Source organism: Macrococcoides bohemicum, assembly GCF_003259675.1.
In the GTDB taxonomy this organism is placed as follows: Bacteria; Bacillota; Bacilli; order Staphylococcales; family Staphylococcaceae; genus Macrococcoides; species Macrococcoides bohemicum.
In genome coordinates, this window is sequence record NZ_PZJG01000001.1 from 64,294 (window position 1) to 88,630 (window position 24,337).

Here is a 24,337-nt window from a genome sequence, read left to right on the forward strand (position 1 = left end):
TTGCCCCTACGACAAAAACCGAACAAAAACTATAAATCAAAGAGCGATTTATTAGTTTTGTTCGGTTTTTGCTTGTGGCAGAACACTTCAGTTCCAGCCTCTATTATTATCCTCTAAATATAAAGCCGCCTTTTTCTTCAATTTCAGCTGACTTTTCACCGAATTTCTTAAAGTTTTCCTGGAAGCGTAATGCTAAATCTTTTGCTTTTTCATCGTAAGCATCTTGAGATACCCAAGCGTTACGAGGCATTAAGATTTCTTTTGGAACACCAGCTACTGAATTTGGTACATATAATCCGAAGATAGGATCTTGAGTGAATTCAGAGTTTTTAATTTCTCCACTGATTGCACGACGGATCATAGAACGTGTATGTGTTAAGCTCATACGGCTACCTACACCATATTCTCCACCAGTCCATCCAGTGTTTACTAAGTATACGTCTGAACCATGCTTGTCGATTAATTCACCTAACATATTTGCATATACTGTTGCATGTAATGGTAAGAACGGAGAACCGAAACATGTTGAGAATACTGGTTGTGGGCTAGTTACCCCGCGCTCAGTACCCGCTAATTTAGATGTAAATCCACTTAAGAAGTGGTACATTGCTTGTTCTTTCGTTAATTTAGAGATTGGAGGTAATACACCGAATGCATCTGCAGTTAAGAAGATAATTGTTTTAGCATGACCAGCAATTGAAGGTAATACGATGTTATCGATATTTTCAATTGGGTATGCTGCACGTGTATTTTCAGTTAATGATTTGTCTTCATAGTCTGGGAAACCTTTTTCATCAACTTTAACGTTTTCTAAAATCGCACCGTAACGGATCGCATCATAGATTTGTGGTTCTTTCTCACGAGAAAGGTCGATTGTCTTCGCGTAACATCCACCTTCGATATTGAATACACCATTATCGTTCCAACCATGTTCATCATCCCCGATTAATTTGCGGTGAGGGTCGGCTGATAAAGTTGTTTTACCCGTTCCTGATAAACCGAAGAATAACGCAACGTCTTTATTTTCACCAACGTTTGCTGAACAGTGCATGCTCATTACACCTTGTGTTGGTAATAAGTAGTTCATTACACCGAAGATACCTTTTTTCATTTCTCCAGCATATTCAGTACCACCGATTAAGATAATTTTGTGTTTGAAACTTGTAATGATAAATGTTTCAGAATTTGTACCATCGATTTTTGGATCTGCTTTAAAGTGTGGCGCAGAAATGATTGTGAAGTCAGGATCGATTAAGATACCTTCATTGAATGTTTCAGGTCGGATAAACATTGTACGTGCAAATAAGTTATGCCATGCTAACTCATTGATTACGCGTAAATTTAATTGAGTAGCAGGGTCTGCACCTGCATAACCATTGAATTTATAAACTTTATCTTTTGTTCCTAAGTAGTCTAAAACGCGGTCTAATAATTTTAAGAAGATGTCTTCAGAGATAGGTTGGTTGACTGTACCCCAGTCGATTTGGTCTTTCGTTTCTTCTTCTTCAACGATAAATTTATCTTTTGGTGAACGACCTGTATATTTACCAGTTTCAGTTCTAACAGCACCTGACTCTGTTAATGCACCTTCACGATTTGCTAAAATTTCGTTGATTAACTGTGTTCTTGATAATTGATTTAATACGCTATCACTCTTTAATAAGTTATCTAATTTACCAAAGATTTGTTCGCTCATTAAAAGGTCCCCCAAGTTTATATTTCCTGCTGTTGTAAGCAGTTTCATGAAATAGTATAACATAAGGTTTTAAGTGTTACATTAAATATAAATAAAATTTTATAGATAAAATATTATTCAGAAAATTTGAGAATCAATTAGATATATTGACAGTGCACAAAAAGTTTAGTATTATCTAACTTGCGGATTCTCTTATCCAGAGTGGTGGAGGGACATGGACCCTTTGAAGCCCAGCAACCCTTAACTTCGTTGTTAAGTAAGGTGCCAAACCGTTTGCAGACAGCTGTCTGAACGATAAGAGTAGAATGGACTAATTATGTACAATTAGCCTTCTCTCTTAATAGGAGAGAGGGCTATTTTTTTTTATAGCTTGAACCGTGAAATTTAAATTAATAGGAGTGTTTATAAATGGCAGATCGTAAATTATTTACGTCAGAATCAGTAACAGAAGGACATCCAGATAAAATTGCTGACCAAATTTCAGATGCAATCTTAGATGCAATTCTTACAGGAGATCCAAAAGCACGTGTAGCGTGTGAAACATCAGTAACAACAGGTATGGCTTTAATCGCAGGTGAAATTACTACATCAACATATGTTGATATTCCTAAAGTAGTACGTGATACTGTAAAAGAAATCGGATATACACGTGCTAAATTCGGCTATGACTTCCAGACGATGGCAGTACTTACTGCAATCGATGAGCAGTCTCCTGATATTGCTCAAGGGGTAGACCGTGCATTAGAAGACCGTGGTAACTTATCTGACTCAGATATCGAATCAATCGGTGCTGGTGACCAAGGTTTAATGTTTGGATTTGCATGTAATGAAACTGAAAGCTTAATGCCTTTACCAATTTCATTATCACATGAATTAGCGCGTCGTCTGACTGCAGTGCGTAAAGATGGTACTTTAGATTACTTACGTCCAGATGGTAAGACACAAGTTACAGTAGAGTATGATGAAGCGGATAAACCGAAACGAATCGACACGATCGTTATTTCGTCTCAACACCATGAGAAGATTGAATTAGAACAAATTCAGGCTGACATTAAAGAACACGTTATTAAACCAGTTGTTCCAGCTGAACTAATCGACGAAGAAACAAAATATTTCATCAATCCAACTGGTCGTTTCGTAATCGGTGGACCTCAAGGGGATGCTGGTCTTACTGGCCGTAAGATTATCGTAGATACTTACGGAGGATATGCACGTCACGGTGGTGGCGCGTTCTCAGGTAAAGATGCTACTAAAGTTGACCGTAGTGGTGCTTATGCAGCACGTTATGTTGCGAAGAACATCGTTGCAGCAGGTCTAGCTGACAAATGTGAAGTACAATTAGCTTATGCTATCGGTGTAGCACAACCAGTATCTATTTCAGTTGAAACTTATGGTACTTCTGAATACACTGAACAACAACTTGTTGATGCAGTTCGTAAAACATTCGATTTACGTCCAGCAGGTATCATTCAGATGTTAGATCTTCGTCGCCCAATTTACAAACAAACAGCTGCTTACGGGCACTTCGGTCGCACAGATATTGATTTACCATGGGAAGCTACAGATAAAATTGAAGATTTAAAAGCAAATTTAAAGTAATTTTTTGGGCCTAAGTATTTATTACTTAGGCCCTTTAATATGAAAAAAGACTATCTCATGTGAGATAGTCAATTGGTAAATTGTATTATTCTTCTTCAGTTTCTTCTTCAGTCTCTTCTTCTGTAGCAGCATCGTCTTCAGTAGTCTCTTCTTCAGTTGTTGCTGCATCTTCAGTTTTTGCGTCGTCCGCTTTTTTCTCTTCATCTCCACAAGCACCTAATAATAATGCTGATGCGAAAGTACCTGCTAATAATAAACGTTTATACATTGCCATGGTATCATCCTCCGAGAAAATTTAATTTTTGTCCAAAAAATATTTTTAGGACACTTAAATTATTTCATATCATTATTAATTTAGAATTTATATTTTATTAAACTTTGTTAACCTTTGTTCAGAATATTAATTTCTTATTAATATTCTTAATTAGAGTAAACTTTCACAAATTACTTTCATATTTTCGATGAAGTTCTTCTGAAATTTCATTATAATAAAGGAAATAAGGTTAGAAAGGTGAATGATATGTCAGTAGAAGTAGGAAGTACTTTATTTTATGTGTTAATTGGTTTAGGTGTTTTGGCTTTATTGTTCTTCGTCTTATGGTTACTCGCATTATCGAGTAAGAAAAAATCAATTGCGCGTAAAGAAGAAGAATTTCGTAAGGCGCAGAAAGTAAGATCAGATGAGTATCACGATGAAAGTGAGAAGTCTCGTCTTCAATATAAAAAAGACTTAGCTGAACAAAAAGAAACATTACAAAAAACAATCGATGAGAAATCATCACATATTGAATCTTTAAAGATGTTCTCAAAAGACAAAGGTGAATATTTAACGGACCTTACTTTAATTCAGTTAAAAGAACAGTTCATTCGTGAAGAACGTATTCGTCCTGAAGATATGCACGTACTTGCTAATATCTATATTCCTGGTAAACGCGTGAAAAGCACTGATAAACTTGATCATGTCGTATTGACGAGAACAGGTATCTACCTGATAGATTCTAATTACTGGACAGGTCATATTTATCACGGTGTAAGTGAGATGCAGTTTGCTGGCGAACCGATGCTTGAAGGTGTCTTCAACATATTAAATCTTGATCCGAAGCTTGAACAGACAATTGTTCTGGATAAGAATAAAGACGGTAATGCTGAATTCAGAACATATAACCACTCGATTGAAGCATTGAAATTAAAAGCTGAACGTTTAGAAAAAGTATTTGAGTTACCATATCCGGTAACACCGATTGCGTACTATAATGCAGAAGGGGTAGGTAGTGAACACATCACTAACTATTCAAGAGATAATGGTGTGAAGGTGATTGTAGGAGAAGAAGAATTACAAACATTCTTCGAAAAATTTGTCTTCCATGGTAGATTCCAGTATAAAGTTGAAGAACTTGAAAATATTATGGACCAAATTGAACATTTAAATCCGTAGCAAAGATAAGAGGCTGAGACAGAAGTGTTCCGCCGTTTAAGCTGTTAAACAGAAGAGGGCTGAGACTTATGTCTCACCCTCTTATTTGTTATGCAGATTTACGTTTCACTAAATATAATCCTAGTCCTAATAATCCGATTGCAGCAGCGCCAGTACCAGCGGCTTCACCAGTAATCGGTAAGTGCTCAACCGTTTCAGTAATTTCAGGTTTGTTTGTATCATCTGCAACTTGTTCAGCTTGAAATGTCGTATCTAAATTTGTTTCATTTGTCTTAGCAACACTTTCAAATGGAATTACTTTATCATCTTTAGCAGCATTCGATGATTCTAATACGATAGGTTCTTCAGAAGAATCCTCTGGCTTGATGATGAAACCTTCACTACCATCTTCTTCTGTTGGTACGTCAATTTGAGGTTTTATAGTTTCGGTTGTCGGTCTTTCAGTCGTTGCTTCTTCTGTTGTAACTTCTTCAGTAGTCGGCGCTTCTGTTGTAGTTTCTTCAGATACAACTGGTTTATATGCACTCGCGTTACCTGCTAAGATACGTTGTAATGCTTCATTATTATAATAATGTATAAATGCTATAGTTATAATAATTTTAAGAAAAAATTACGCTAAATTTACAAAAAAATTATAAATGAAATGTATATGCAAATAAGTAGAGTAAAGGACCGAATATATAGGTAATCGTTATATAGAAAATACACCAGTTTTTATTCGTTTCGTATAACTTAACAATCTCAACATTCAGCGTAGAAAATGTTGTAAATGCTCCTAAAAATCCAGTACCAAGTAATAGCATCGTTGTCATATCAAATCGTGCAACGATACCTAACAACAATGCGCCTAATAAATTAATAAACAGTGTGCCATATGGAAAATTTCCATTCATCTTCTGACTGATATAATAACGTAACATTGCCCCGAATGGTGCACCGATTGCAATATAGATCAATTTCTGTCACCCCATTTCAACCCGATAGCAGCACATATGATACCACCAAAGATGCTAATGCTATAATAGATGATGAGTGAAAGATAATGATGTGCTAAATAGAGATCAGCAACATCCTTACTCAGCGCAGAGAATGTTGTAAAACTTCCTAGAAATCCAGTTGTAACGCCTGTTTTTATGAGGGCTGAGCAGGATAGGCGTTTAAAGTAAGTTGTACAATATCCTAAAGCAAATGCGCCGATGAGATTCACGATAATTGTATACATCGGTGCATGAAGCAATAAACTTATACTATATCTGCATAAAGCACCGAAGACACTCATACATGCAATACAAAGATAAATCATATAAAAACCTCCATAATAAAAAAGGATTGACGAATCAATCCTTAAATAATCCCAAATCTAAACAGAATACTAACAAGTTGTAAGACAATAACAACTAAGATGACCCATGGCCAAATTTTCGCGACCTTAAATAAACCGCTTGAAATATTTTCAGGCTGTTTCAAAGCTTTATCAATTAAGACGATACTAATAATAAGTAAGATACAGCTTACTAGTCCGGTAAACAGTATGATGGCATTGATTGAACCGAAAAGTATTGCCAGCACAGGATTATAACCGTTACAAAAGATACTTAATATCACAAAAAATATAGAGAAGTAAACATATTTGTTCGCTTTCATGATGTTCCTCCAATCATTAATCATTTTATTTTACCACATCAAATGACAACACAATATAAATTTATATAATGATATGAAAAGAATAGTAAATATATAAAAAATAGACAGGTATACTCAATCATTAGCAATATCAGTCATAATGTGATTATAATAAGTAGAAGTCTATACATTATATGTGGAGGAATAACAATGAAAAATTTAAATGTGCAAGTATTTGCTGATGGTGCGGATATCGAACAAATGAAAACAGCTTACCAAAACCAAACAGTTGATGGATTTACGACAAACCCATCACTTATGGCTAAAGCTGGTGTAGAAGATTATAAAGCTTTTGCTGAAGCGGCGGTTAAGGCAATACCAGATGCTTCTATCTCATTTGAAGTATTCGGCGATGATATGGAAACGATGGAGAAAGAAGCGGCAATCATTCAGTCATTCGGTGAAAATGTATTTGTTAAGATTCCTGTCGTGAATACAAAAGGCGAATCTATGATTCCATTGATCAAGAAATTATCTGAACAGGATATTAAATTAAATGTTACTGCGGTTTATACAATTGAACAGGTGACAGATATCGTGAAAGCAATTAAACCAGGTGTTGAAACATACGTTTCAGTATTTGCTGGTCGTATTGCAGATACTGGTGTAGATCCTATGCCATTAATGCGTGCTGCTGTAAAAGTTTGTCACGAAAAAGAAGGCGTGAAACTTTTATGGGCATCATGCCGAGAGCTTTATAACGTGATTCAGGCAGATGAAATCGGTTGTGACATTATCACTTGCCCAGGTGATGTTGTGAAGAAGATTCCAAACATCGGTCGTGACATCGATGAATTATCAGTAGATACAGTTAAAGGATTCGCTAAAGACATTCAATCAAGTGGATTAGGCATTTTATAAGACACCTTAGACCATTACACAATTTGTGTAATGGTTTAATCAATAATATATGATTTAGACAAAGTATGTACAATCATGCTTTGTCTTTTTTGTTAAATATTTCATGAATCACATCTAATCAAGTGATTAAAGAATCACTGTCTGTTATCAGCATATAAAATTTGCACATTTTCAAGCGATTATAAAAATGATACACTAGATATGACTAAAAATTAAGGCGGGGTATAAATTGGCATTCAGATATATGAAGCTATCAGATGAACATTATCGACATGTGTTATTAAGATTTGGCGACTTCTTTGAAGATTTCAGATGTTTTGTTGAGACAAGTAAAGAGCTTACTGAAGAATTAGGAATTACGCTGGATAGAGATGATTCATATACGAGATATTTAGTAAGATTGTTTGTTATTGCTGAAGAAACGACTGGTAAGAAGATTGATGACCCAAGATGTGACGAGACAATAGAAATGATTACTGAAGTGGTAAATGATAAGAACTTCAATCGCTATAACAGTGCTGAAAGCGGTGTACCAGGTAGAATGTACGAAGCATATCAAACATTCGTTGGTGAAGGACTTACAATAGATTAACTCAAACGAGATGAACATCTCGTTTTTATTTTGACTATAATATCAGAATATTCTGATGAATTCTTGAAGATAATCCCATATTTCTGTAAACTAAGGTTGTACTATAATAAAGGAGGAAATTATGGATTATATTTTAAAGTTTTCAGAATGGCTATGGGGTTATCCGTTAATCACACTATTATTTTGTACTAGTTTATTTTTAACCATCTATCTTGGGTTTATTCAGTTCAGACACTTTCCTTATATTATTAAACAGACGTTCGGTAGTATCAATAAAGCGCCAAAAGGTGAAGGAACGATAACACCGAGACAAGCTTTAACCTCTGCATTATCTTCTACAGTAGGTGCTGCAAATATTGTGGGCGTTCCAACTGCAATCATCATGGGTGGGCCAGGAGCAGTATTCTGGATGTTATTGATTGCATTTTTGGCAATGGCATTGAAGTATAGTGAAAACGTACTTGGAATACATTACCGTGAAAAAAATAAAGCGGGCGAGTTTGTAGGTGGACCAACGTATTATATGAAGAAAGGCTTTAAAAATAAAAAGCTTGGTATGATATTTGCTGTTATCTTTGCATTTATGCTGATGATAGAACTGATACCAAGTGTTATGGTACAAGGCAATTCAGTTGCAGATTCTATGCATGACACGTTTCAGATCAATCCATGGATAACAGGCGTTATCATGTCGCTCGTTACAGGAATCGTTGTTTTTGGTGGAATCCAACGCATCGCGACAGTGACAGAGAAGCTCGTGCCTTTAATGGTAGGTTTATACCTTTTATTTGGATTTATTATTATTGGTATGAATATAACACATGTACCCAGTGTGATAATGTTAGTGCTGGAGAAAGCATTTAAGCCAGAAGCTGCTGCCGGTGGTGGATTTGGTGCAGCACTTGCGACAACAGTAAGATGGGGATTTGCGCGAGGAGTGTATTCAAATGAAGCGGGACTCGGTACCTCTCCTATTGCACATGCCGCAGCAAAGACTGATCATCCAGTAAGACAGGCATTTTGGAGTATATCTGAAATTGTTGTTGATACAGTGATTATCTGTTCGACAACAGCCTTTGTAGTACTCGTGTCAGACGTACATCTGCATAAAGATGCGAAAGCAAATCCAGGAGCGTTAACAGCACGTGCTTATGAAGATGCGTTTGGCTTATTTGGAAGTGCACTTATTTCAATATCGCTGATCTTCTTTGTATTATCAACTATAATCGTCGTCGTATACTATGGATCGCGTATGGCAGAATTCCTGTTCGGTGAAACGATGGGAACGATTATGAAAGTAGTATATATCATATCCATTACGATAGGCTCAGTAGGATATGGTACACAATTATGGATACTATTAGACTTAGCGTTAGCGTTTATTTTAATCCCTAACGTGATCGCAGTATTACTCCTTAGTCCACAAGTTAAACGACTGACAAATGAGTTCTTTTCAGAATACAAATAGTTATAGAAACAGTACATGAAAATGTGCTGTTTTGTTATTTTCTTAAAATAGATCTGATTATTAAATAAGATGTATCATTAAAATAAAAATAAATGAAAAAATAGATAAAATAAAAAGAAAACGGGTAAAACAATGTATTATACATAGAAAAAGGTGAGACGATGGGCAGTGCATTCTTTTGGGGGGCAGTATCAGGATTTGCAGTATTGTTAGGCGCAATTGTAAGTATGGTCATAAAGATACCTAGAAAAGTATTAGGATTTATAATGGCATTTGGTGTAGGGATATTAATCGGAGCAGCAACATTCGAACTGCTGCAGGATGCGATGGAGAAAAGTCATATCATCAATACAGTGATCGGCTTTATCGCAGGAGCATTAACGTTTACGATTTTAGAAGCGGTAATTGCGCATCACGGTGGTAAACACAGAAAGCGTTCGAATCAGCATGAATTAGTGAAGGAAGAATCATCTAATCAAAATGATTCGGGGCTTGGTATATTTATAGGGACAGTTATGGATGCGATACCAGAATCGATGATGCTTGGGATGAGTTTAATCGGTGGGAAAGGTGTTAGTCTATTACTTCTTATTGCAATATTTATCAGTAATATACCTGAAGGATTATCGAGTACGACAGGGATGTTAAAAAGCGGACAATCAAAAGGGAAGATTATATTCCTGTTTGCAGTCGTAACAATCGTTGCAGGACTAAGTGCGTTATTCGGATATGTCTTCTTAGACAATGCAAGTCTAGGTGTAATTTCAATTATCTCAAGCTTTGCAGCGGGAGGTATTATTACGATGATCGGATCAACAATGATGCCGGAAGCATATGAAGAAGGCGGCGGACTTGTTGGACTAATGACAGCATTTGGTGTGATAACGTCGATATTGCTGGATCAGTTGGGGTAGTAATATGATTGTATACTATCAAACTTAAAAAGACACTATAGATTATAAAAAGTAACAAGCGTTTGGATAAAATCAAATGCTTGTTACTTTTTATGATATAAAATGTATTTTTTATATTTAAATGGTATTATAAGGATAAAATAAATGTGAAATGGTGGTGCTACATATGGAAACATTTTGGCTGATTATTTTTTATATTTTCTTATTCCTGATTGCGATTAAAATTGGCTTATCAATTAGAAGGATGATGGATAATCATATTAAGAAAACTGATAATAGGTTTGAATTAGAAGCGCTTAAAAAGAAAGAACTTGAGAAGAGGATAGAAGTATTGGAGCAACAGTTAGCTGAGAAAAAGAGCAATCATTAGACTAAATAAGTTAGCGTACATTCATATAAAGTAATCACATGATAAAGAACATCCCTAAAGTTGTAGTTAAAGGTTCAACTTTAGGGATGTTTTTTTTAAAACAGTAATTCACTTTCCTTAATATCCGTAATAAACATGTAACCAGGCGCATGAGTAATCATCAGTTCAGGTTTAACATTTAAACACACAGATTGAGGTGTAACACCACACCCCCAGAACACAGGAATCTCATCATCACGAATTTCAACAGCTTCACCAAAGTCGGGTTTACTAATATCCTTAATACCAATAGCTAGAGGATCGCCGATATGAAGCGGCGCACCGTGAGCACCTTCGCAGTGCGTTGTAATCTCAGTCACACGAATCGCCTGAGCCATCGACATTGGACGTATACTAACAGTAGTTGGACCGTGGAAGACACCACTTTGCTCAGTAGGAATATTCGTAATATACATCGGCACATTATGACCTTCTTCAAGATGACGAACAGGAATATCAGCATCCAGTAATGCATGCTCAAATGTAAAGCTACAACCAATAACAAAAGCCACCATATTCTTACCATATAAATCTTTAATATCATGACGTGTTTCTACATGGACACCGTCACGATAAACATAATATTCACCAACATCCGTACGAATATCGGCATCAGGACCGTACTTCGGAAAAGTAAATTTCCCAACCTCAGTGATATCCAGTAAAGGACAAGACTTTGAATTACGGTAACAGAACTTCATGAAATCATAGGCATAGCGCTCAGATAAGATCACAACATACGCCTGGATGTACCCCTTAGCCATACCAGACGTATGTTGAATGAGTTTGTTATTGCGAATTAAGTGGCGAATTTCAGATGGAAGAGCAGATTGTAAATTTATAGTAGCACTCCCTTTGAGATGGTTTATAATAAGTGTATAGAAAATATATAGAATTTTCAAAATTATTTTAAAATTTTTATGAAGATATTTTGTTTTGCTTGATATTAGCGGTTTTATCCTATAACAGCAATAAATAGGAACAGTAACAAATTAACAAAGAAAGTATTTACGAAGCTAGTTCAAACAATAGCAATAGGTTAAAAAAGGATGTTAAGCTAAATTGGCTGCATTATTGAATAAATTGATAGAAGAACTAAAAAGATTCCAGTGGCCATTATAAAGGAGGAGGTAAATATGACTCATTTTCATTTTATTGCGTCGAATATTGAAATTGAAAGTGAATATTTAGAGAAAAGTAAGGTAGATTGGGATGAAAAATTTGAAGGATCTAAGTATAAGATACAATATATGTTGGAATATAATCCTAGTGCAGAAGAGTTAGAAAAAGTTTATGAAGAATTATTAAATCATTTAGTAAATAATAAAAACCATGATTATATTATATTGGAGATTGCTTTTGCATTGGATGCAGAAGGAATACCATTACAAGTTATAAAACGGCACAAACTTGATATCGGGGAATTTCAAGTGAAGCATCTAATTGATTTAAGTATGGATGAAATGATAGTAATTGAAAGAAATAAGTGGATAGAGAGGCAATTTGAATGAAAATTTTAAGAGATTTGTGGGATCAATTTACGAATGATACAGCAAGTGCTGGAAGTTATCATGTTGGATATTATGAAGATGATTATGATATTGAAGCTATGGCAGTATCAAGATATGATGAATTAGAATTTGAGGATGATTACTGGGGTATTTATATCTTTGAAGATGAAGGTATAGATGAAAAGATTCTTAGAGAATATCAATATTTTGATGATTATGGGTATGAAATTATCAAAGTTGAAGCGGAAGAATTGGAGTTTGAGGAAGCAGTTAATTTATTTTATCAGTGGTTAGATGAAAATAACGTCATTCAATGATTTTATTGAATAACGTTATTTTTTAATATATTCTAATTGTATTAGATTCATATTACATATTAAGGGTGAATACGATGTCTTACTCTAATAAAAATAAGAATACTTACATATATGAAAGTCTAGAAAACTATCATGTTCTTTCTGAGGAAGTATTATTACATAAAAATAATTTGTCGAAAGAAGATTCTATTAAGTATTTTCTAAATAAAAACGAGTTAGAAATGTACGAGGAATTAAATAAGGAATTAGAAAATGAATACGGTAATATTTCTGAATATATTACTAATCGATCAAATAGTAAATACGAAAAATTTCCATTCCAAGTTTCATTAATAGGTAATAAGAGATTAGAGAAATATAAATACGAAATTCAAAAAGATTTTTCATTATTAGAAACAAAGTTAATTACAAATGACCATACTACTTACAACTATATGATCGATCAATTAAAGAACGAGTTATTAACTTGCGACAGTTTTGATATTATCGTGAGTTTTATTAGGGGTTCTGGTTTAAACATGTTAGTAAACACGTTAAATATATTAAGAGATTTAGGTGTAAAAGGTCGAATCATAACTTCAACGTATATGAATGTCACTCAACCAGAAGCATTAAGAAAATTGATGGAATATGAAAATATTGATGTGAAAGTCTATCAGAGTTCAAAATTAGATGATAGCTTCCATACTAAAGCTTATCTTTTCCATAGAATGAATAGTATGAGCTCCGTTATAATAGGATCTTCAAATATTACTAAAGCTGCACTAAAAACAGGGGAAGAATGGAATATTAGAACTTATGAAAAAGCGAGTGACTCTGTATATGTAAAAACTCAAGCGAGATATGACATGTTATGGGGGTCAGAAAAAGTTGTTGAATTGAATGAGTCACTTATTTCTAAGTATGAGAACTTTATTGAGATTAATAAAGTATTACGACCAATAAGTCAGTCATTCAATATAAATAAAACGGACGACGATGTATTCAAACCGAATTCTATGCAAAAAGAAGCAATTAAGAATTTATTATTATCTATTGAAAAAGGTCATAAACGCGGCATAGCAATTGCAGCAACGGGAACTGGAAAGACATTCTTATCTGCAATGGCTGCTGAAAAATTAGACCCAAGCAATGTACTATTTATTGCTCATAGAAATGAATTATTAGAAAGTGGAATTAAAACATTTAAAAAAATATTCAATAAGGAAAAAGAAAGTGAATTTGTAAAATATAAAGCAGATCAAAGAGTGATTAAAAAATTTACTTTTGCATCAATTCAAACACTCGTTAAAGATATTGAATTAATGCAAAAAGATGATTTTGATATCATAATCATTGATGAATTTCATCATGCAACCGCTACTAACTATATGAAAGTAATTAATTACTTCAAACCTCGTTTCCTATTAGGATTAACAGCTACACCGGAAAGAACAGATAGTGGTGATGTGTATGAATTAGCAGAATACAACGTTATAAGTGATGTTCGATTAAAACATGCAATAGAAAGTGAATTACTTGTACCATTTCAATATTACGGTATAAGTGATGAAACAGTTGATTTAGCTGATAGAGATGGTATTGATGTTGATGAAATAACAAAAAGATTAAGCACAAATAAACGTGTAAAATTCATAATCAAAAAGATAAACCAATATACTTTAAGCGGTCCGATGAAAGCGATAGGATTTTGCCAAAATATCAAACATGCATATTATATGAATGAAGAATTTAAGAAACGAGGTTATCATTCGATAGTTCTTACAGGGAGTAATAGTGATGAAGAGAGACAAGATGCCATTGAAGATCTACAAGATGACGACAAAGATTTAGAAATTATATTTACTGTAGATTTATTTAATGAAGGTGTCGACATTCCTCAAATAAATCTAATACTATTTTTAAGACCAACAGAGTCATCTATTATATTTACTCAACAACTCGGACGTGGATTACGAACACATGATGACAAAGAATATTTAACAGTTTTAGATTTTGTAACAAATGATAGAAAAAATTATTTAGTGCCTATAGCATTATCAGGAGATCAAAATTTTATTGGCAAAGAAAAACTTAAATCCTTAGTTGAAAACAATTTTAATAATCTTTCAGATAATGTCCATATTGAATTAGACTATAAAACAAAAGAAGAGATATTAAAAACGATCGATCATACTTCTTTCTATATAGCAGAAAATATAAAAAAAGAAGCAAAATTATTTTTAGAACAAATCAGATTAATTAATAAAGATAATGAAAGAAACTTAAAGATTATTGATTTTCATAATTATGAGAATGCTCCTGATTTGTTTATGATGTTTGGTGGAACATATAAAACACTGAGTGCACTAAACAGAGCTATAAAATGTGAAGATGAAATTGATAAAGAAATTAATAGTAATAAACAATATAGTTGGATAATAAAAGAACTTACTAAATTATTACCGATTAGGAGAATAATAGATTATATTGTTATTATTGAAACACTTAAAAATAAAACTATAAATTTCGATCAAATAGTAAATTTCATTGAAGATGCTCTACAAATTAAAGCAAGTAATTATTTAATTGAAAAAGTAGAGTACGCTTTAATAAGAACAGAAGAATTAATTTTTGATAAAAATAAAATTTTTGAATATGATCAAAATGCTCAAATAATTACAACAAAAATTAGTATTAGTGATTCATTCAAAGAAGAATTAAATCATTATCTAACATTTGGTTTATTATCTTTTCAAAAGGAATTTTCTAATGACATTTTAAATCAAGAAATTTCATTAGAGTTATACAAAGAATATTCTAGACATGAAATAGCAGCATTAATAGGCTATGATAAAACAATTTCTTCTTGGCGAGATGGTGTGAAACAATACAAAGGAAACCATTATATTTTTGTGAATTTGAAAAAAGATTCAGAAAAAGTTGAAGAGCATTTGTTATACGATGATTATTTTATTGATGAAACACATTTTCATTGGCAATCTCAAAATAAAACAAGTAGAAAATCTAAAACAGGACAACAATATATCAATCATGTTAAAGATAATAAAAAGATATTCCTATTTGTAAGAAGAGCAACAAACGAAGAAGGAATTGTATTACCTTTTTATTATATGGGAGAAATGGAATTTATAAACGCCAAAGGTGATAATCCTATTTCGATAGAATGGAAGCTAAAAAATACTGTACCAAAAAAATTATTAGATGAATTAACTTATTAAAAATGAAGGTCGCAATTAAGCGTCCTTCATTATTTTTTCTACTGCTTCAATGTCAGCAGGAGCCCATTCAATTGTATTTAATTCATTTGGAAATAGCCATTTCATATCAGCGTGTTCTTCAAGAATAATGTGATCATTAACCATTTCAGCATAAAATGTTGTTAATTCAATTGTAGCAAAATCATATTCATGAACTGTTGTTACTACTTTTTCACCAACATTGATTTCACATTGCATCTCTTCAATTAATTCTCTTTTTAGTGCATCTTCAGGTAATTCATTTTCTTCAATTTTCCCACCTGGGAATTCCCATAAGAGTGGAAGAGAAGTGTGTTCATTTCTTTGTGCACATAAGATTTTATCGTCTTTTTGAATAACAGCACCGACGACTTTGATATATTTTTTCATGATTTTCTCCTTAGTGTACTTTTAAATATATTCTATCATTTTGAAATTAATTGATAAAATTTTTATCTTTCTCTAAGAATAATTAAGGTAACTTTAAGGTTCTTATACCTTCCTTAAGATGTATAATTAATTTATACAGAGGAGGTATTTTATGGGAACTAAAGCGAGATGGATTTCAATTGTGATCATTGTATTAACTATAGTTGGTTTAATTGTATTATGGGAGTTGAATAAACCTGATAAACCTGATGTCTGGGGTTACTTTGGTTCTACTCCAGAATCGATGAAAGGGAAATATTTCAATTCGATTGATGAGGCGGTTGATGCGTTTGCAAAGGCATATGCAGAAGATGCGATGGTAAATCAGTATGATATATATTACTATGTGACAGATAAATTTAAAAAGCAGCACCAGATTCCTGGCGTTATTATGTTTAAAATGGCTGTAGATAATGAAAAGAATGAAATATTACATGCAGCACCTTTTTATATCAATGAAAAGGGTAACAAGTACTCTGTGATTGCTGAAGGTATTTCTGAATCTACAGAAAGAATAAAAGAATCACCGAAATATGTTTTTTTTACTCAGCCTATCGATAATTATGTGTATGATTTTATTATTTCTAAAGAGAAGAAATATTTACCGAGAACGGATACTGTTATTAATTTAAAAAACCATAAGTTATTTATCGCAATTGATTGCCACGATAGATTTCAAGAAGAAATAGAATAATAATTTTACGAATGAGTATTTTCTAAAAGTAGAGAATACTCATTTTTGTTGTCTTAAAAAACAACAACTATTGTTTAATTTGTTTGTTTTGTTTAAAATATAAACATAAAGTAAACAGAAAGGGCTTTTTATGAATAAATACGAACGATTAGATGAGATTGCAAATTTAGTTAATAAAAAAGGAACAATTCGAATAAAAGAGATTGTAGATTCTTTGAAAGTTTCAGATATGACTGTAAGGCGAGATTTAGCAGAACTTGAAGAGAAGGGGATATTAACAAAAATACATGGTGGTGCGAGGAGTAATTCTGCATTTCAATATACAGAAATGTCTCATAATGAAAAGCATACTCAGTGCGTGGAAGAGAAGAGACAAATTGCTAAAAAAGCTGCGGAACTGATAGAAGAGGGGAATACTATTTTTTTAGGTCCTGGCACGACTGTAGAGCTCTTAGCTGAAGAGATATCTAATACGAGAATAAGTATTATTACGAATTGTCTACCTGTATTTAATATATTATTCAGGAAAAAATCTGATAAGTTTAGAGTATATTTAATTGGTGGTGAGATGAGAGAACTGACTGAATCTTTTTCAGGTGATATGACTAATAGTACTTTAGAAAAGATGAGATTTAGCAAGATGTTCTTTAGTGCAAATGGTGTTAAAGGCTCTGATGTAATGACCTCTTCTCATGAAGAAGCATATACGCAGCAATTAGCGATTAAAAACTCGATTGAAAAGTATCTTCTAGTCGATTCCTCAAAGCTTGGTAAAGAAGACTTTGTTTCATTCTGCGATCTTAAGTCACTTACTGCAATTGTAATTGATGATAAAAATGTGAGTAAGGCTAAAGGATTAGAAATATTTACTGAGGTTATTATTTAGAAATATAGTGAGTACAAAGATCAAGTATAACTTAATTGTTATACTTGATTTTTTGTTTTTTAAATAAACAAAAACAAACAAATAATGTTGATTATTTGTTTGATATGTATTATAATTTAAACATAATCAAACATGTAAACGCTTATATTGTTTAAACGAACAAAAAACCATCGAAAGGATGAAGGAAATGAAAGTTGTATTAGGATCTGATAAAAGTGGACAAAGTTTAAAGAACAAGATTCATGAGTTTTTAACAGAAAAAGGTTATGACGTTATTGATACGTCAAATGAATCACATGAAGATTTCGTAGATGCTACTTTAGCTGTTGTTTCAAAAGTGCAAGAGGATGAAAGCAATTTAGGTATTATGGTTGATGCATATGGTGCAGGTAGTTTTATGGTAGCTACAAAAGTTAAAGGTATGATTGCAGCAGAAGTATCAGATGAAAGATCAGCTTATATGACTCGTGGACATAATAATGCTCGAATGATTACTATGGGATCTGAAATTGTTGGTGATGAATTAGCAATAAATATTGTAAATGCTTTTGTAACAGGTAAATACGACGGTGGAAGACATCAAATTCGCGTAGATATGCTAAATAAAATGGCTTAATTTTAGGGAGGACTTAGAAATGAAAATTGCAATTGGTTGTGACCATATAGTAACTGATACGAAGATGGAAGTTTCGAAATTTTTAAAATCTCAAGGACATGAAGTAATTGATTGTGGCACATATGATTTTACAAGAACGCATTATCCGATTTATGGTAAGAAGGTCGGTGAAGCAGTTTCAAGTGGCGAAGCTGATTTAGGCGTATGCATTTGTGGAACAGGTGTTGGAATAAGCAATGCAGCGAATAAAGTGCCTGGCGTGCGTTCAGCATTAGTTAGAGATATGACGTCTGCTTTGTATGCTAAAGAAGAGCTGAATGCTAATGTTATAAGTTTTGGTGGAAAGATAATTGGTGAATTATTGATGTGTGACATTATCGAAGCTTTTCTTGATGCAGAATATAAACCGAACGATAAAAATAAAGTATTGATAGAAAAGATTTCTAAACTAGACACAGCTGAGAATCAGCAAAAAGATCCTGCTTTCTTTGATGAATTCCTGAAGAAGTGGGATAAGGGTGAATATCATGACTAAGGAGTATAAGTAATGATCTTGACAGTTACTCTTAATCCTTCAGTTGATATTTCTTACAAACTGAATCAACTGGAAATTGATAATGTTAATAGGACAAGTTCGGTTAGTAAAACTGCTGGTGGCAAAGGCTTAAATGTGACTAGAGTATTGTTCCAGGCAAATTCGCCAGTCATTGCAACTGGATTTAAAGGTGGGTATCTAGGAGCATTTATTGAAGATGAATTAAATGCATCACAAATTAAAAATTCTTTCTATCCTATAAAAGAAGAAACTAGAAATTGTATAGCAGTGCTACATGAAGGAAATCAAACTGAAATATTAGAAAGCGGTCCATATATTTCAACAGATGAATTACAAGGCTTTATTAAACATTTTGAAGAATTAATGGATGAAGTGCAATTAGTTGTTTTCTCTGGAAGTTTGCCTGCTGGGGTTCCGGTCAATTATTATTCAGATTTAATTAAAATTTGTAATCATAAATCAATTCCGGTTATCGCTGACACGTCAGGTATAGCATTAACAACGTTATTAGAACGATCTAATAAACCTTTTGCTATAAAGCCTAATTTAGATGAACTATCACAGATACTCGGTTATACAGTTTCAGAAGATATAACAGAAATGAAGAATGCACTTAAACATGAAATGTTTAATGGAATACAATGGATATTTGTATCGTTAGGAGCAAATGGTTCTTTAGTAAAGCATGCTGATGAATACTATAAGGTAAATATTCCTAAGATTGGAGTAGTCAATCCTGTTGGTTCAGGGGATGCAACTGTAGCTGGGTTTGCATCAGCTTATAGTAAAGATAAATCTGTCATTGAGATTATTAAAACAGCAAATACTTTTGGTATGTTGAATGCAATGGAGCAACAAACAGGTTGTATTAACATAGATAAATTTGAAGGTTTATATAAGCAAATAAAAATTATAGAGGTGTAAAACATGATAAATACTGAAAATAAGAAAAGATTTTTAGAAAAAGTTAGTGATGAAAATGGAATTATTTCTGCATTAGCTTTTGACCAACGTGGTGCTTTAAAAAGAATGATGTCAGCATTTCAGGAAGAAGATCCAACTGTTGAACAAATAGAAAATTTAAAGTCATTAGTAGCTAAGGAACTAACTGAGTATGCCTCTTCAATTTTATTAGATCCTGAGTATGGATTACCTGCTTCTAAAGTAAAACATAAAGATGCAGGATTATTATTAGCCTATGAAAAAACTGGTTATGATGCTACAACGAAAGGAAGATTACCGGATTGTTTAGTTGAATGGTCTGCTAAACGTATTAAAGAACAAGGTGCAGATGCGGTTAAATTCCTACTTTACTACGATGTAGATGATGATAAATACATTAATGATCAAAAACAAGCTTATATTGAAAGAATAGGCTCTGAATGTGTAGCAGAGGATATTCCATTCTTCTTAGAAATATTAACATATGATGATAATATAGCTGATAACAGTAGTGTTGAGTTTGCTAAAGTTAAACCAAGAAAAGTAAATGAAGCAATGAAATTATTCTCAAAAGATCGCTTTAATGTTGATGTTCTAAAAGTAGAAGTTCCAGTAAATATGAATTTTGTGGAAGGATTTGCTGAGAATGAAGTTGTATATTCTAAAGAAGAAGCAGCTCAATACTTTAAAGAGCAAGAACAAGCAACTAACTTACCTTATATTTATTTAAGCGCAGGTGTTTCAGCTCAATTATTCCAGGAAACATTAAAGTTTGCAGCTGAATCTGGTGCGAAGTTTAATGGTGTACTATGCGGTAGAGCAACATGGTCTGGTGCGGTTAAAGTTTATATTGAACAAGGTGAAGAAGCCGCTAGAAAATGGTTACAATCTGAAGGATATAATAATATTAATCAATTAAACGAAGTATTAAAATCAACTGCAGCATCTTACAAAGAAAAAATATAAAAATATTGGAGGGAAATTGATATGAACAAAGAAGAAACTACAATGCTTGGATTTGAAATTGTTGCATATGCTGGGGATGCAAGGTCAAAGTTACTCGAAGCTTTAAATGCTGCTAAAAATGGAGAATTTGATAAGGCAGAACAATTAGTTGAAGAAGCAAATCAATGTATTGTTGATGCTCATAATGCTCAAACAAGCTTACTAGCTAAAGAAGCATCTGGTGAAGATATTGCATATAGTGTCACAATGATGCATGGGCAAGATCATCTAATGACTACATTATTATTAAAAGACATGATGAAGCATATGATTGAACTTTACAAAAGAGGGAGCTGAAAATAATGGATAAATTAATTGCGCAAATAGAGAAAGCAAAACCATTATTTGAAAAGCTATCACGTAATATATATTTGAGAGCGATTCGTGATGGATTTATTTCAGCTATGCCCGTAATACTATTTTCGAGTATATTTTTATTAATTGCTTATGTACCTAACGTTTTTGGATTTACATGGAGTAAAAATGCTGAAATGATATTGATGAAACCTTATCATTACACCATGGGTGTTATAGCATTATTAGTGGCAGGTACGACAGCTAAGTCATTAACAGATTCTTATAATAGAAAGCTAGATAGTACGAATCAAATTAATTTTTTATCAACAATGTTAGCAGCGATTTGTGGATTTTTATTTCTAGCGTCAGATGCTGTTAAAGTTGGAGGATTTTCAAGCGCATTTTTAGGCACAAAGGGTTTAATGACTGCTTTCTTAGCAGCATTTGTGACAGTAATTATTTATAATTTCTGTGTAAAGAGAAATATAACAATTAAAATGCCTTCAGAAGTACCACCAAATATTTCACAAGTATTTAAAGATATTTTTCCATTTTCATTTGTTATTTTAACACTATATGGATTAGATTTACTTAGCCGCGCAATCTTAAATACAAACGTTGCTGAGTCAATTGTTAAATTCTTTGCACCACTGTTCACTGCAGCAGATGGTTACGTTGGAATAACAATTATCTTTGGAGCATTTGCTTTATTCTGGTTTATTGGGATTCATGGTCCTTCAATTGTTGAACCTGCTATTGCAGCAATAACTTATGCGAATATTGAAACAAACTATCAATTATTACAAGCAGGCGAGCATGCAGATAAAATTTTAACATCTGGAACGCAAATGTTTATTGTAACAATGGGTGGTACAGGAGCAACATTAGTTGTACCATTTATGTTTATGTGGCTGACGAAATCTAAACGTAATAAAGCGATTGGTAGAGCTTCAGCAGTACCGACATTCTTTGGTGTTAACGAACCAATATTATTTGGTGCTCCTTTAGTACTGAACCCTGTGTTCTTTATTCCGTTTGTATTTGCACCAATTGCAAACGTCTGGATATTCAAGTTTTTCGTAGATGTATTAGGAATGAACAGTTTCAGTGTTAACTTGCCTTGGACAACACCTGGTCCGTTAGGGATTATAATGGGAACAGGTTTAGGTATGTGGTCATTTGTACTTGCTATCACATTAATAGTCGTGGATGTTTTAATTTACTATCCATTCCTAAAGGTTTATGACAAACAAATTTTAGAAGAAGAATTAGCTGGTGTTGATAATTCAAATAACTTAAGAGATAAAGTTAAAGAAAATTTTGATACAACAAAAGCCGATGGAATTTTAGAAAAGAATACAAATAATAAAGCAAATGTTATTAATACGGAAAATAATCTAAGTAATGATAGTGGATTAAAAGAACAAACAAATGTACTTGTATTATGTGCTGGTGGAGGGACAAGTGGTTTATTAGCAAATGCTTTAAATAAGGCTGCTCTTGAATTTGATAAACCGATTAAAGCTGCAGCAGGTAGTTATGGAGCACATATGGATATTATGAAAGAATATCAATTAGTGATTTTAGCACCACAAGTAGCATCAAATTATGAAGATATAAAAATCGATACAGATAGATTAGGTATTAAATTAGCGAAGACACAAGGTGCAGAATATATCAAATTAACTCGTGATGGTAAGGGTGCAGTTGAATTCGTTGAAGATCAATTCAAATCTTAGAGAGGAGATCTATTGTTTATGAAAAAGTTACCTGAAGATTTTATTTTTGGAGGAGCAACAGCAGCGTATCAAGCAGAAGGTGCGACAAATACTGATGGAAAAGGGAGAGTAGCTTGGGATACCTATTTGGAAGAGAATTATTGGTATACTGCTGAACCAGCAAGTGATTTTTATAATAAATATCCAATTGATTTAGAATTAAGTGAAAAATTTGGAGTAAATGGTATACGAATATCAATTGCATGGTCAAGAATTTTTCCACAAGGATACGGAGAAGTTAATGAAAAAGGCATTCAATTTTATCAAAATTTATTCGATGAGTGTTTAAAGAGAAATGTGGAACCATTTGTTACATTACATCACTTTGATACACCTGAAGTTTTGCATAAAAATGGTGATTTCCTAAATAGAGAAAATGTGAAACACTTTGTAGATTATGCTAAGTTTTGTTTCGAAACATTTACTCAAGTAAAATATTGGACTACTTTTAATGAAATAGGCCCTATTGGTGATGGACAGTATCTTGTTGGTAAGTTTCCTCCAGGCATAAAATATGATTTTGAAAAAGTATTTCAGTCACATCACAATATGATGGTAGCACATGCGAGAGCAGTTAAATTATTTAAAGATAATGGCTATGAAGGTGAGATAGGTGTCGTGCATGCCTTGCCAACAAAATATCCGTATGATCCAGAAAATCCAGAAGATGTACGTGCTGCTGAATTAGAAGATATTATTCATAATAAATTTATTCTAGATGCAACATATCTTGGTCAATATTCTGATCACACAATGGAAGGTGTCAATCACATTCTTAAAGTAAATGGTGGTAAACTGGAAATTTTAGATGAAGATTTAAAAGAACTAGATGCTGCTAAAGACTTAAATGATTTCTTAGGAATTAACTACTATATGAGTGATTGGATGAGGGGATTTGACGGCGAATCAGAAATCACTCATAATTCTAAAGGCAATAAAGGTGGATCTAAATATCAATTAAAAGGGGTAGGACAAAGAGAATTTGATATAGATGTCCCTAGAACTGATTGGGATTGGATGATTTACCCACAAGGTTTATACGATCAAATTATGCGCGTGAAAAAAGATTATCCAAACTATAAAAAAATCTATATCACTGAAAATGGATTAGGATATAAAGATGAATTTGTAGATGGAACTGTATATGATGATGCGCGAATTGATTATGTTAAAAAACATCTGGAAGTAATCGCTGATGCTATTGAAGACGGTGCTAATGTCAAAGGATATTTTATCTGGTCACTGATGGATGTATTTTCTTGGTCTAATGGATATGAAAAACGATATGGTTTATTCTATGTAGACTTTGAAACACAGGAAAGATATCCTAAAAAGAGTGCACACTGGTATAAAGAATTAGCAGATTCAAAAATGATAAAATAAAGATTCCGAAAGTTACAAATGGAGTTG

27 protein-coding genes and 1 riboswitch are annotated in these 24,337 nt (G+C 33.0%); of the genes, 20 read left to right on the forward strand and 7 right to left on the reverse strand.

Annotated elements, in window-relative coordinates; translation table 11 throughout:
- Window positions 1-106: 106 nt before the first annotated feature.
- Window positions 107-1,696 carry a phosphoenolpyruvate carboxykinase (ATP) gene (pckA, locus tag BHX94_RS01035; RefSeq protein ID WP_111744554.1) on the reverse strand — a complete coding sequence of 530 codons (1,590 nt, stop codon included), beginning with the start codon at window positions 1,694-1,696 and terminating at the stop codon, window positions 107-109.
- Between the two features lie 189 nt (window positions 1,697-1,885).
- Window positions 1,886-1,997: riboswitch (SAM riboswitch) on the forward strand.
- Between the two features lie 107 nt (window positions 1,998-2,104).
- On the opposite strand from pckA, the gene metK reads away from it, so the two are divergent.
- The gene (metK, locus tag BHX94_RS01040) at window positions 2,105-3,295 is read left to right on the forward strand and encodes a methionine adenosyltransferase (protein WP_111744555.1); all 1,191 of its coding nucleotides are present in this window, start codon (window positions 2,105-2,107) and stop codon (window positions 3,293-3,295) included.
- A gap of 85 nt (window positions 3,296-3,380) precedes the next feature.
- On the opposite strand, the gene BHX94_RS01045 is transcribed toward metK, so the two are convergent.
- Window positions 3,381-3,569, reverse strand: coding sequence for a hypothetical protein (locus BHX94_RS01045; RefSeq protein WP_111744556.1), 189 nt, complete (start codon window positions 3,567-3,569; stop codon window positions 3,381-3,383).
- Between the two features lie 246 nt (window positions 3,570-3,815).
- Here BHX94_RS01045 and BHX94_RS01050 point away from each other — a divergent pair, with 246 nt between their 5' ends.
- On the forward strand, window positions 3,816-4,730 hold the full coding sequence (locus BHX94_RS01050; RefSeq protein ID WP_111744557.1) for a nuclease-related domain-containing protein: 915 nt from the start codon (window positions 3,816-3,818) through the stop codon (window positions 4,728-4,730).
- 68 nt (window positions 4,731-4,798) lie between these two features.
- Window positions 4,799-4,972: a hypothetical protein gene (locus tag BHX94_RS12755; RefSeq protein ID WP_170120718.1), complete on the forward strand. Its 174-nt coding sequence runs from the start codon at window positions 4,799-4,801 to the stop codon at window positions 4,970-4,972.
- 390 nt (window positions 4,973-5,362) lie between these two features.
- Here BHX94_RS12755 and BHX94_RS01055 read toward each other — a convergent pair whose 3' ends face one another.
- The 3 genes from BHX94_RS01055 to BHX94_RS01065 are packed head-to-tail and all read right to left on the reverse strand — an operon-like array spanning window position 5,363 to window position 6,374.
- Window positions 5,363-5,686, reverse strand: coding sequence for a fluoride efflux transporter FluC (locus tag BHX94_RS01055; protein WP_242446632.1), 324 nt, complete (start codon window positions 5,684-5,686; stop codon window positions 5,363-5,365).
- Entirely contained in the window at window positions 5,683-6,033 is a 351-nt protein-coding gene (locus BHX94_RS01060) for a fluoride efflux transporter FluC (protein WP_111744558.1), read from the reverse strand. Before BHX94_RS01060 ends, BHX94_RS01055 begins: the two co-directional genes overlap by 4 nt.
- A 41-nt stretch (window positions 6,034-6,074) precedes the next feature.
- Window positions 6,075-6,374, reverse strand: coding sequence for a hypothetical protein (locus BHX94_RS01065; RefSeq protein ID WP_111744559.1), 300 nt, complete (start codon window positions 6,372-6,374; stop codon window positions 6,075-6,077).
- Between the two features lie 189 nt (window positions 6,375-6,563).
- On the opposite strand from BHX94_RS01065, the gene BHX94_RS01070 reads away from it, so the two are divergent.
- The 5 genes from BHX94_RS01070 to BHX94_RS01090 all read left to right on the forward strand — a co-directional run bounded on the left by BHX94_RS01070 (window position 6,564) and on the right by BHX94_RS01090 (window position 10,618).
- Window positions 6,564-7,274 carry a transaldolase gene (locus tag BHX94_RS01070; RefSeq protein ID WP_111744560.1) on the forward strand — a complete coding sequence of 237 codons (711 nt, stop codon included), beginning with the start codon at window positions 6,564-6,566 and terminating at the stop codon, window positions 7,272-7,274.
- Between the two features lie 229 nt (window positions 7,275-7,503).
- Window positions 7,504-7,866 carry a hypothetical protein gene (locus BHX94_RS01075; RefSeq protein WP_096076034.1) on the forward strand — a complete coding sequence of 121 codons (363 nt, stop codon included), beginning with the start codon at window positions 7,504-7,506 and terminating at the stop codon, window positions 7,864-7,866.
- 121 nt (window positions 7,867-7,987) lie between these two features.
- The gene (locus BHX94_RS01080) at window positions 7,988-9,334 is read left to right on the forward strand and encodes an alanine/glycine:cation symporter family protein (RefSeq protein WP_111744561.1); all 1,347 of its coding nucleotides are present in this window, start codon (window positions 7,988-7,990) and stop codon (window positions 9,332-9,334) included.
- A gap of 161 nt (window positions 9,335-9,495) precedes the next feature.
- On the forward strand, window positions 9,496-10,248 hold the full coding sequence (locus BHX94_RS01085; RefSeq protein WP_096076036.1) for a ZIP family metal transporter: 753 nt from the start codon (window positions 9,496-9,498) through the stop codon (window positions 10,246-10,248).
- A gap of 151 nt (window positions 10,249-10,399) precedes the next feature.
- Window positions 10,400-10,618, forward strand: a complete 219-nt coding sequence (locus tag BHX94_RS01090; RefSeq protein WP_111744562.1) for a hypothetical protein — start codon at window positions 10,400-10,402, stop codon at window positions 10,616-10,618.
- Window positions 10,619-10,713: 95 nt separating this feature from the next.
- Here the strand turns inward: BHX94_RS01090 and BHX94_RS01095 are convergent, their stop codons facing one another.
- Window positions 10,714-11,499: a putative hydro-lyase gene (locus tag BHX94_RS01095; RefSeq protein WP_111745069.1), complete on the reverse strand. Its 786-nt coding sequence runs from the start codon at window positions 11,497-11,499 to the stop codon at window positions 10,714-10,716.
- A gap of 294 nt (window positions 11,500-11,793) precedes the next feature.
- Between BHX94_RS01095 and BHX94_RS01100 the strand changes: the two genes are divergently transcribed.
- The 3 genes from BHX94_RS01100 to BHX94_RS01110 all read left to right on the forward strand — a co-directional run bounded on the left by BHX94_RS01100 (window position 11,794) and on the right by BHX94_RS01110 (window position 15,706).
- Window positions 11,794-12,168, forward strand: coding sequence for a hypothetical protein (locus BHX94_RS01100; protein WP_111744563.1), 375 nt, complete (start codon window positions 11,794-11,796; stop codon window positions 12,166-12,168).
- Window positions 12,165-12,485 (forward strand): DUF3986 family protein, encoded by a 321-nt coding sequence (locus BHX94_RS01105; RefSeq protein ID WP_111744564.1) that lies wholly within the window; start codon window positions 12,165-12,167, stop codon window positions 12,483-12,485. Before BHX94_RS01100 ends, BHX94_RS01105 begins: the two co-directional genes overlap by 4 nt.
- A 74-nt stretch (window positions 12,486-12,559) precedes the next feature.
- Window positions 12,560-15,706, forward strand: coding sequence for a DUF3427 domain-containing protein (locus tag BHX94_RS01110; protein WP_111744565.1), 3,147 nt, complete (start codon window positions 12,560-12,562; stop codon window positions 15,704-15,706).
- Between the two features lie 15 nt (window positions 15,707-15,721).
- Here BHX94_RS01110 and BHX94_RS01115 read toward each other — a convergent pair whose 3' ends face one another.
- On the reverse strand, window positions 15,722-16,114 hold the full coding sequence (locus BHX94_RS01115; RefSeq protein WP_111744566.1) for a (deoxy)nucleoside triphosphate pyrophosphohydrolase: 393 nt from the start codon (window positions 16,112-16,114) through the stop codon (window positions 15,722-15,724).
- Between the two features lie 151 nt (window positions 16,115-16,265).
- Here BHX94_RS01115 and BHX94_RS01120 point away from each other — a divergent pair, with 151 nt between their 5' ends.
- The 9 genes from BHX94_RS01120 (at window position 16,266) to lacG (ending at window position 24,310) form a co-directional block, all read left to right on the forward strand.
- Window positions 16,266-16,847 carry a hypothetical protein gene (locus tag BHX94_RS01120; protein WP_111744567.1) on the forward strand — a complete coding sequence of 194 codons (582 nt, stop codon included), beginning with the start codon at window positions 16,266-16,268 and terminating at the stop codon, window positions 16,845-16,847.
- Between the two features lie 130 nt (window positions 16,848-16,977).
- Window positions 16,978-17,733 carry a DeoR/GlpR family DNA-binding transcription regulator gene (locus BHX94_RS01125; RefSeq protein ID WP_111744568.1) on the forward strand — a complete coding sequence of 252 codons (756 nt, stop codon included), beginning with the start codon at window positions 16,978-16,980 and terminating at the stop codon, window positions 17,731-17,733.
- Between the two features lie 187 nt (window positions 17,734-17,920).
- Window positions 17,921-18,349, forward strand: coding sequence for a galactose-6-phosphate isomerase subunit LacA (lacA, locus tag BHX94_RS01130; RefSeq protein WP_111716405.1), 429 nt, complete (start codon window positions 17,921-17,923; stop codon window positions 18,347-18,349).
- Between the two features lie 19 nt (window positions 18,350-18,368).
- Window positions 18,369-18,884: a galactose-6-phosphate isomerase subunit LacB gene (gene lacB / locus BHX94_RS01135; RefSeq protein WP_111744569.1), complete on the forward strand. Its 516-nt coding sequence runs from the start codon at window positions 18,369-18,371 to the stop codon at window positions 18,882-18,884.
- A gap of 12 nt (window positions 18,885-18,896) precedes the next feature.
- Window positions 18,897-19,829: a tagatose-6-phosphate kinase gene (gene lacC / locus BHX94_RS01140; protein WP_111744570.1), complete on the forward strand. Its 933-nt coding sequence runs from the start codon at window positions 18,897-18,899 to the stop codon at window positions 19,827-19,829.
- Window positions 19,830-19,832: 3 nt separating this feature from the next.
- Window positions 19,833-20,813 (forward strand): tagatose-bisphosphate aldolase, encoded by a 981-nt coding sequence (gene lacD / locus BHX94_RS01145; protein ID WP_111744571.1) that lies wholly within the window; start codon window positions 19,833-19,835, stop codon window positions 20,811-20,813.
- 21 nt (window positions 20,814-20,834) lie between these two features.
- On the forward strand, window positions 20,835-21,149 hold the full coding sequence (locus BHX94_RS01150) for a PTS lactose/cellobiose transporter subunit IIA (protein ID WP_111744572.1): 315 nt from the start codon (window positions 20,835-20,837) through the stop codon (window positions 21,147-21,149).
- A gap of 2 nt (window positions 21,150-21,151) precedes the next feature.
- Window positions 21,152-22,888, forward strand: coding sequence for a lactose-specific PTS transporter subunit EIIC (locus BHX94_RS01155; protein WP_170120761.1), 1,737 nt, complete (start codon window positions 21,152-21,154; stop codon window positions 22,886-22,888).
- An 18-nt stretch (window positions 22,889-22,906) separates the two neighbouring features.
- Window positions 22,907-24,310, forward strand: coding sequence for a 6-phospho-beta-galactosidase (gene lacG, locus BHX94_RS01160; RefSeq protein ID WP_111744574.1), 1,404 nt, complete (start codon window positions 22,907-22,909; stop codon window positions 24,308-24,310).
- Window positions 24,311-24,337 lie beyond the last annotated feature (27 nt).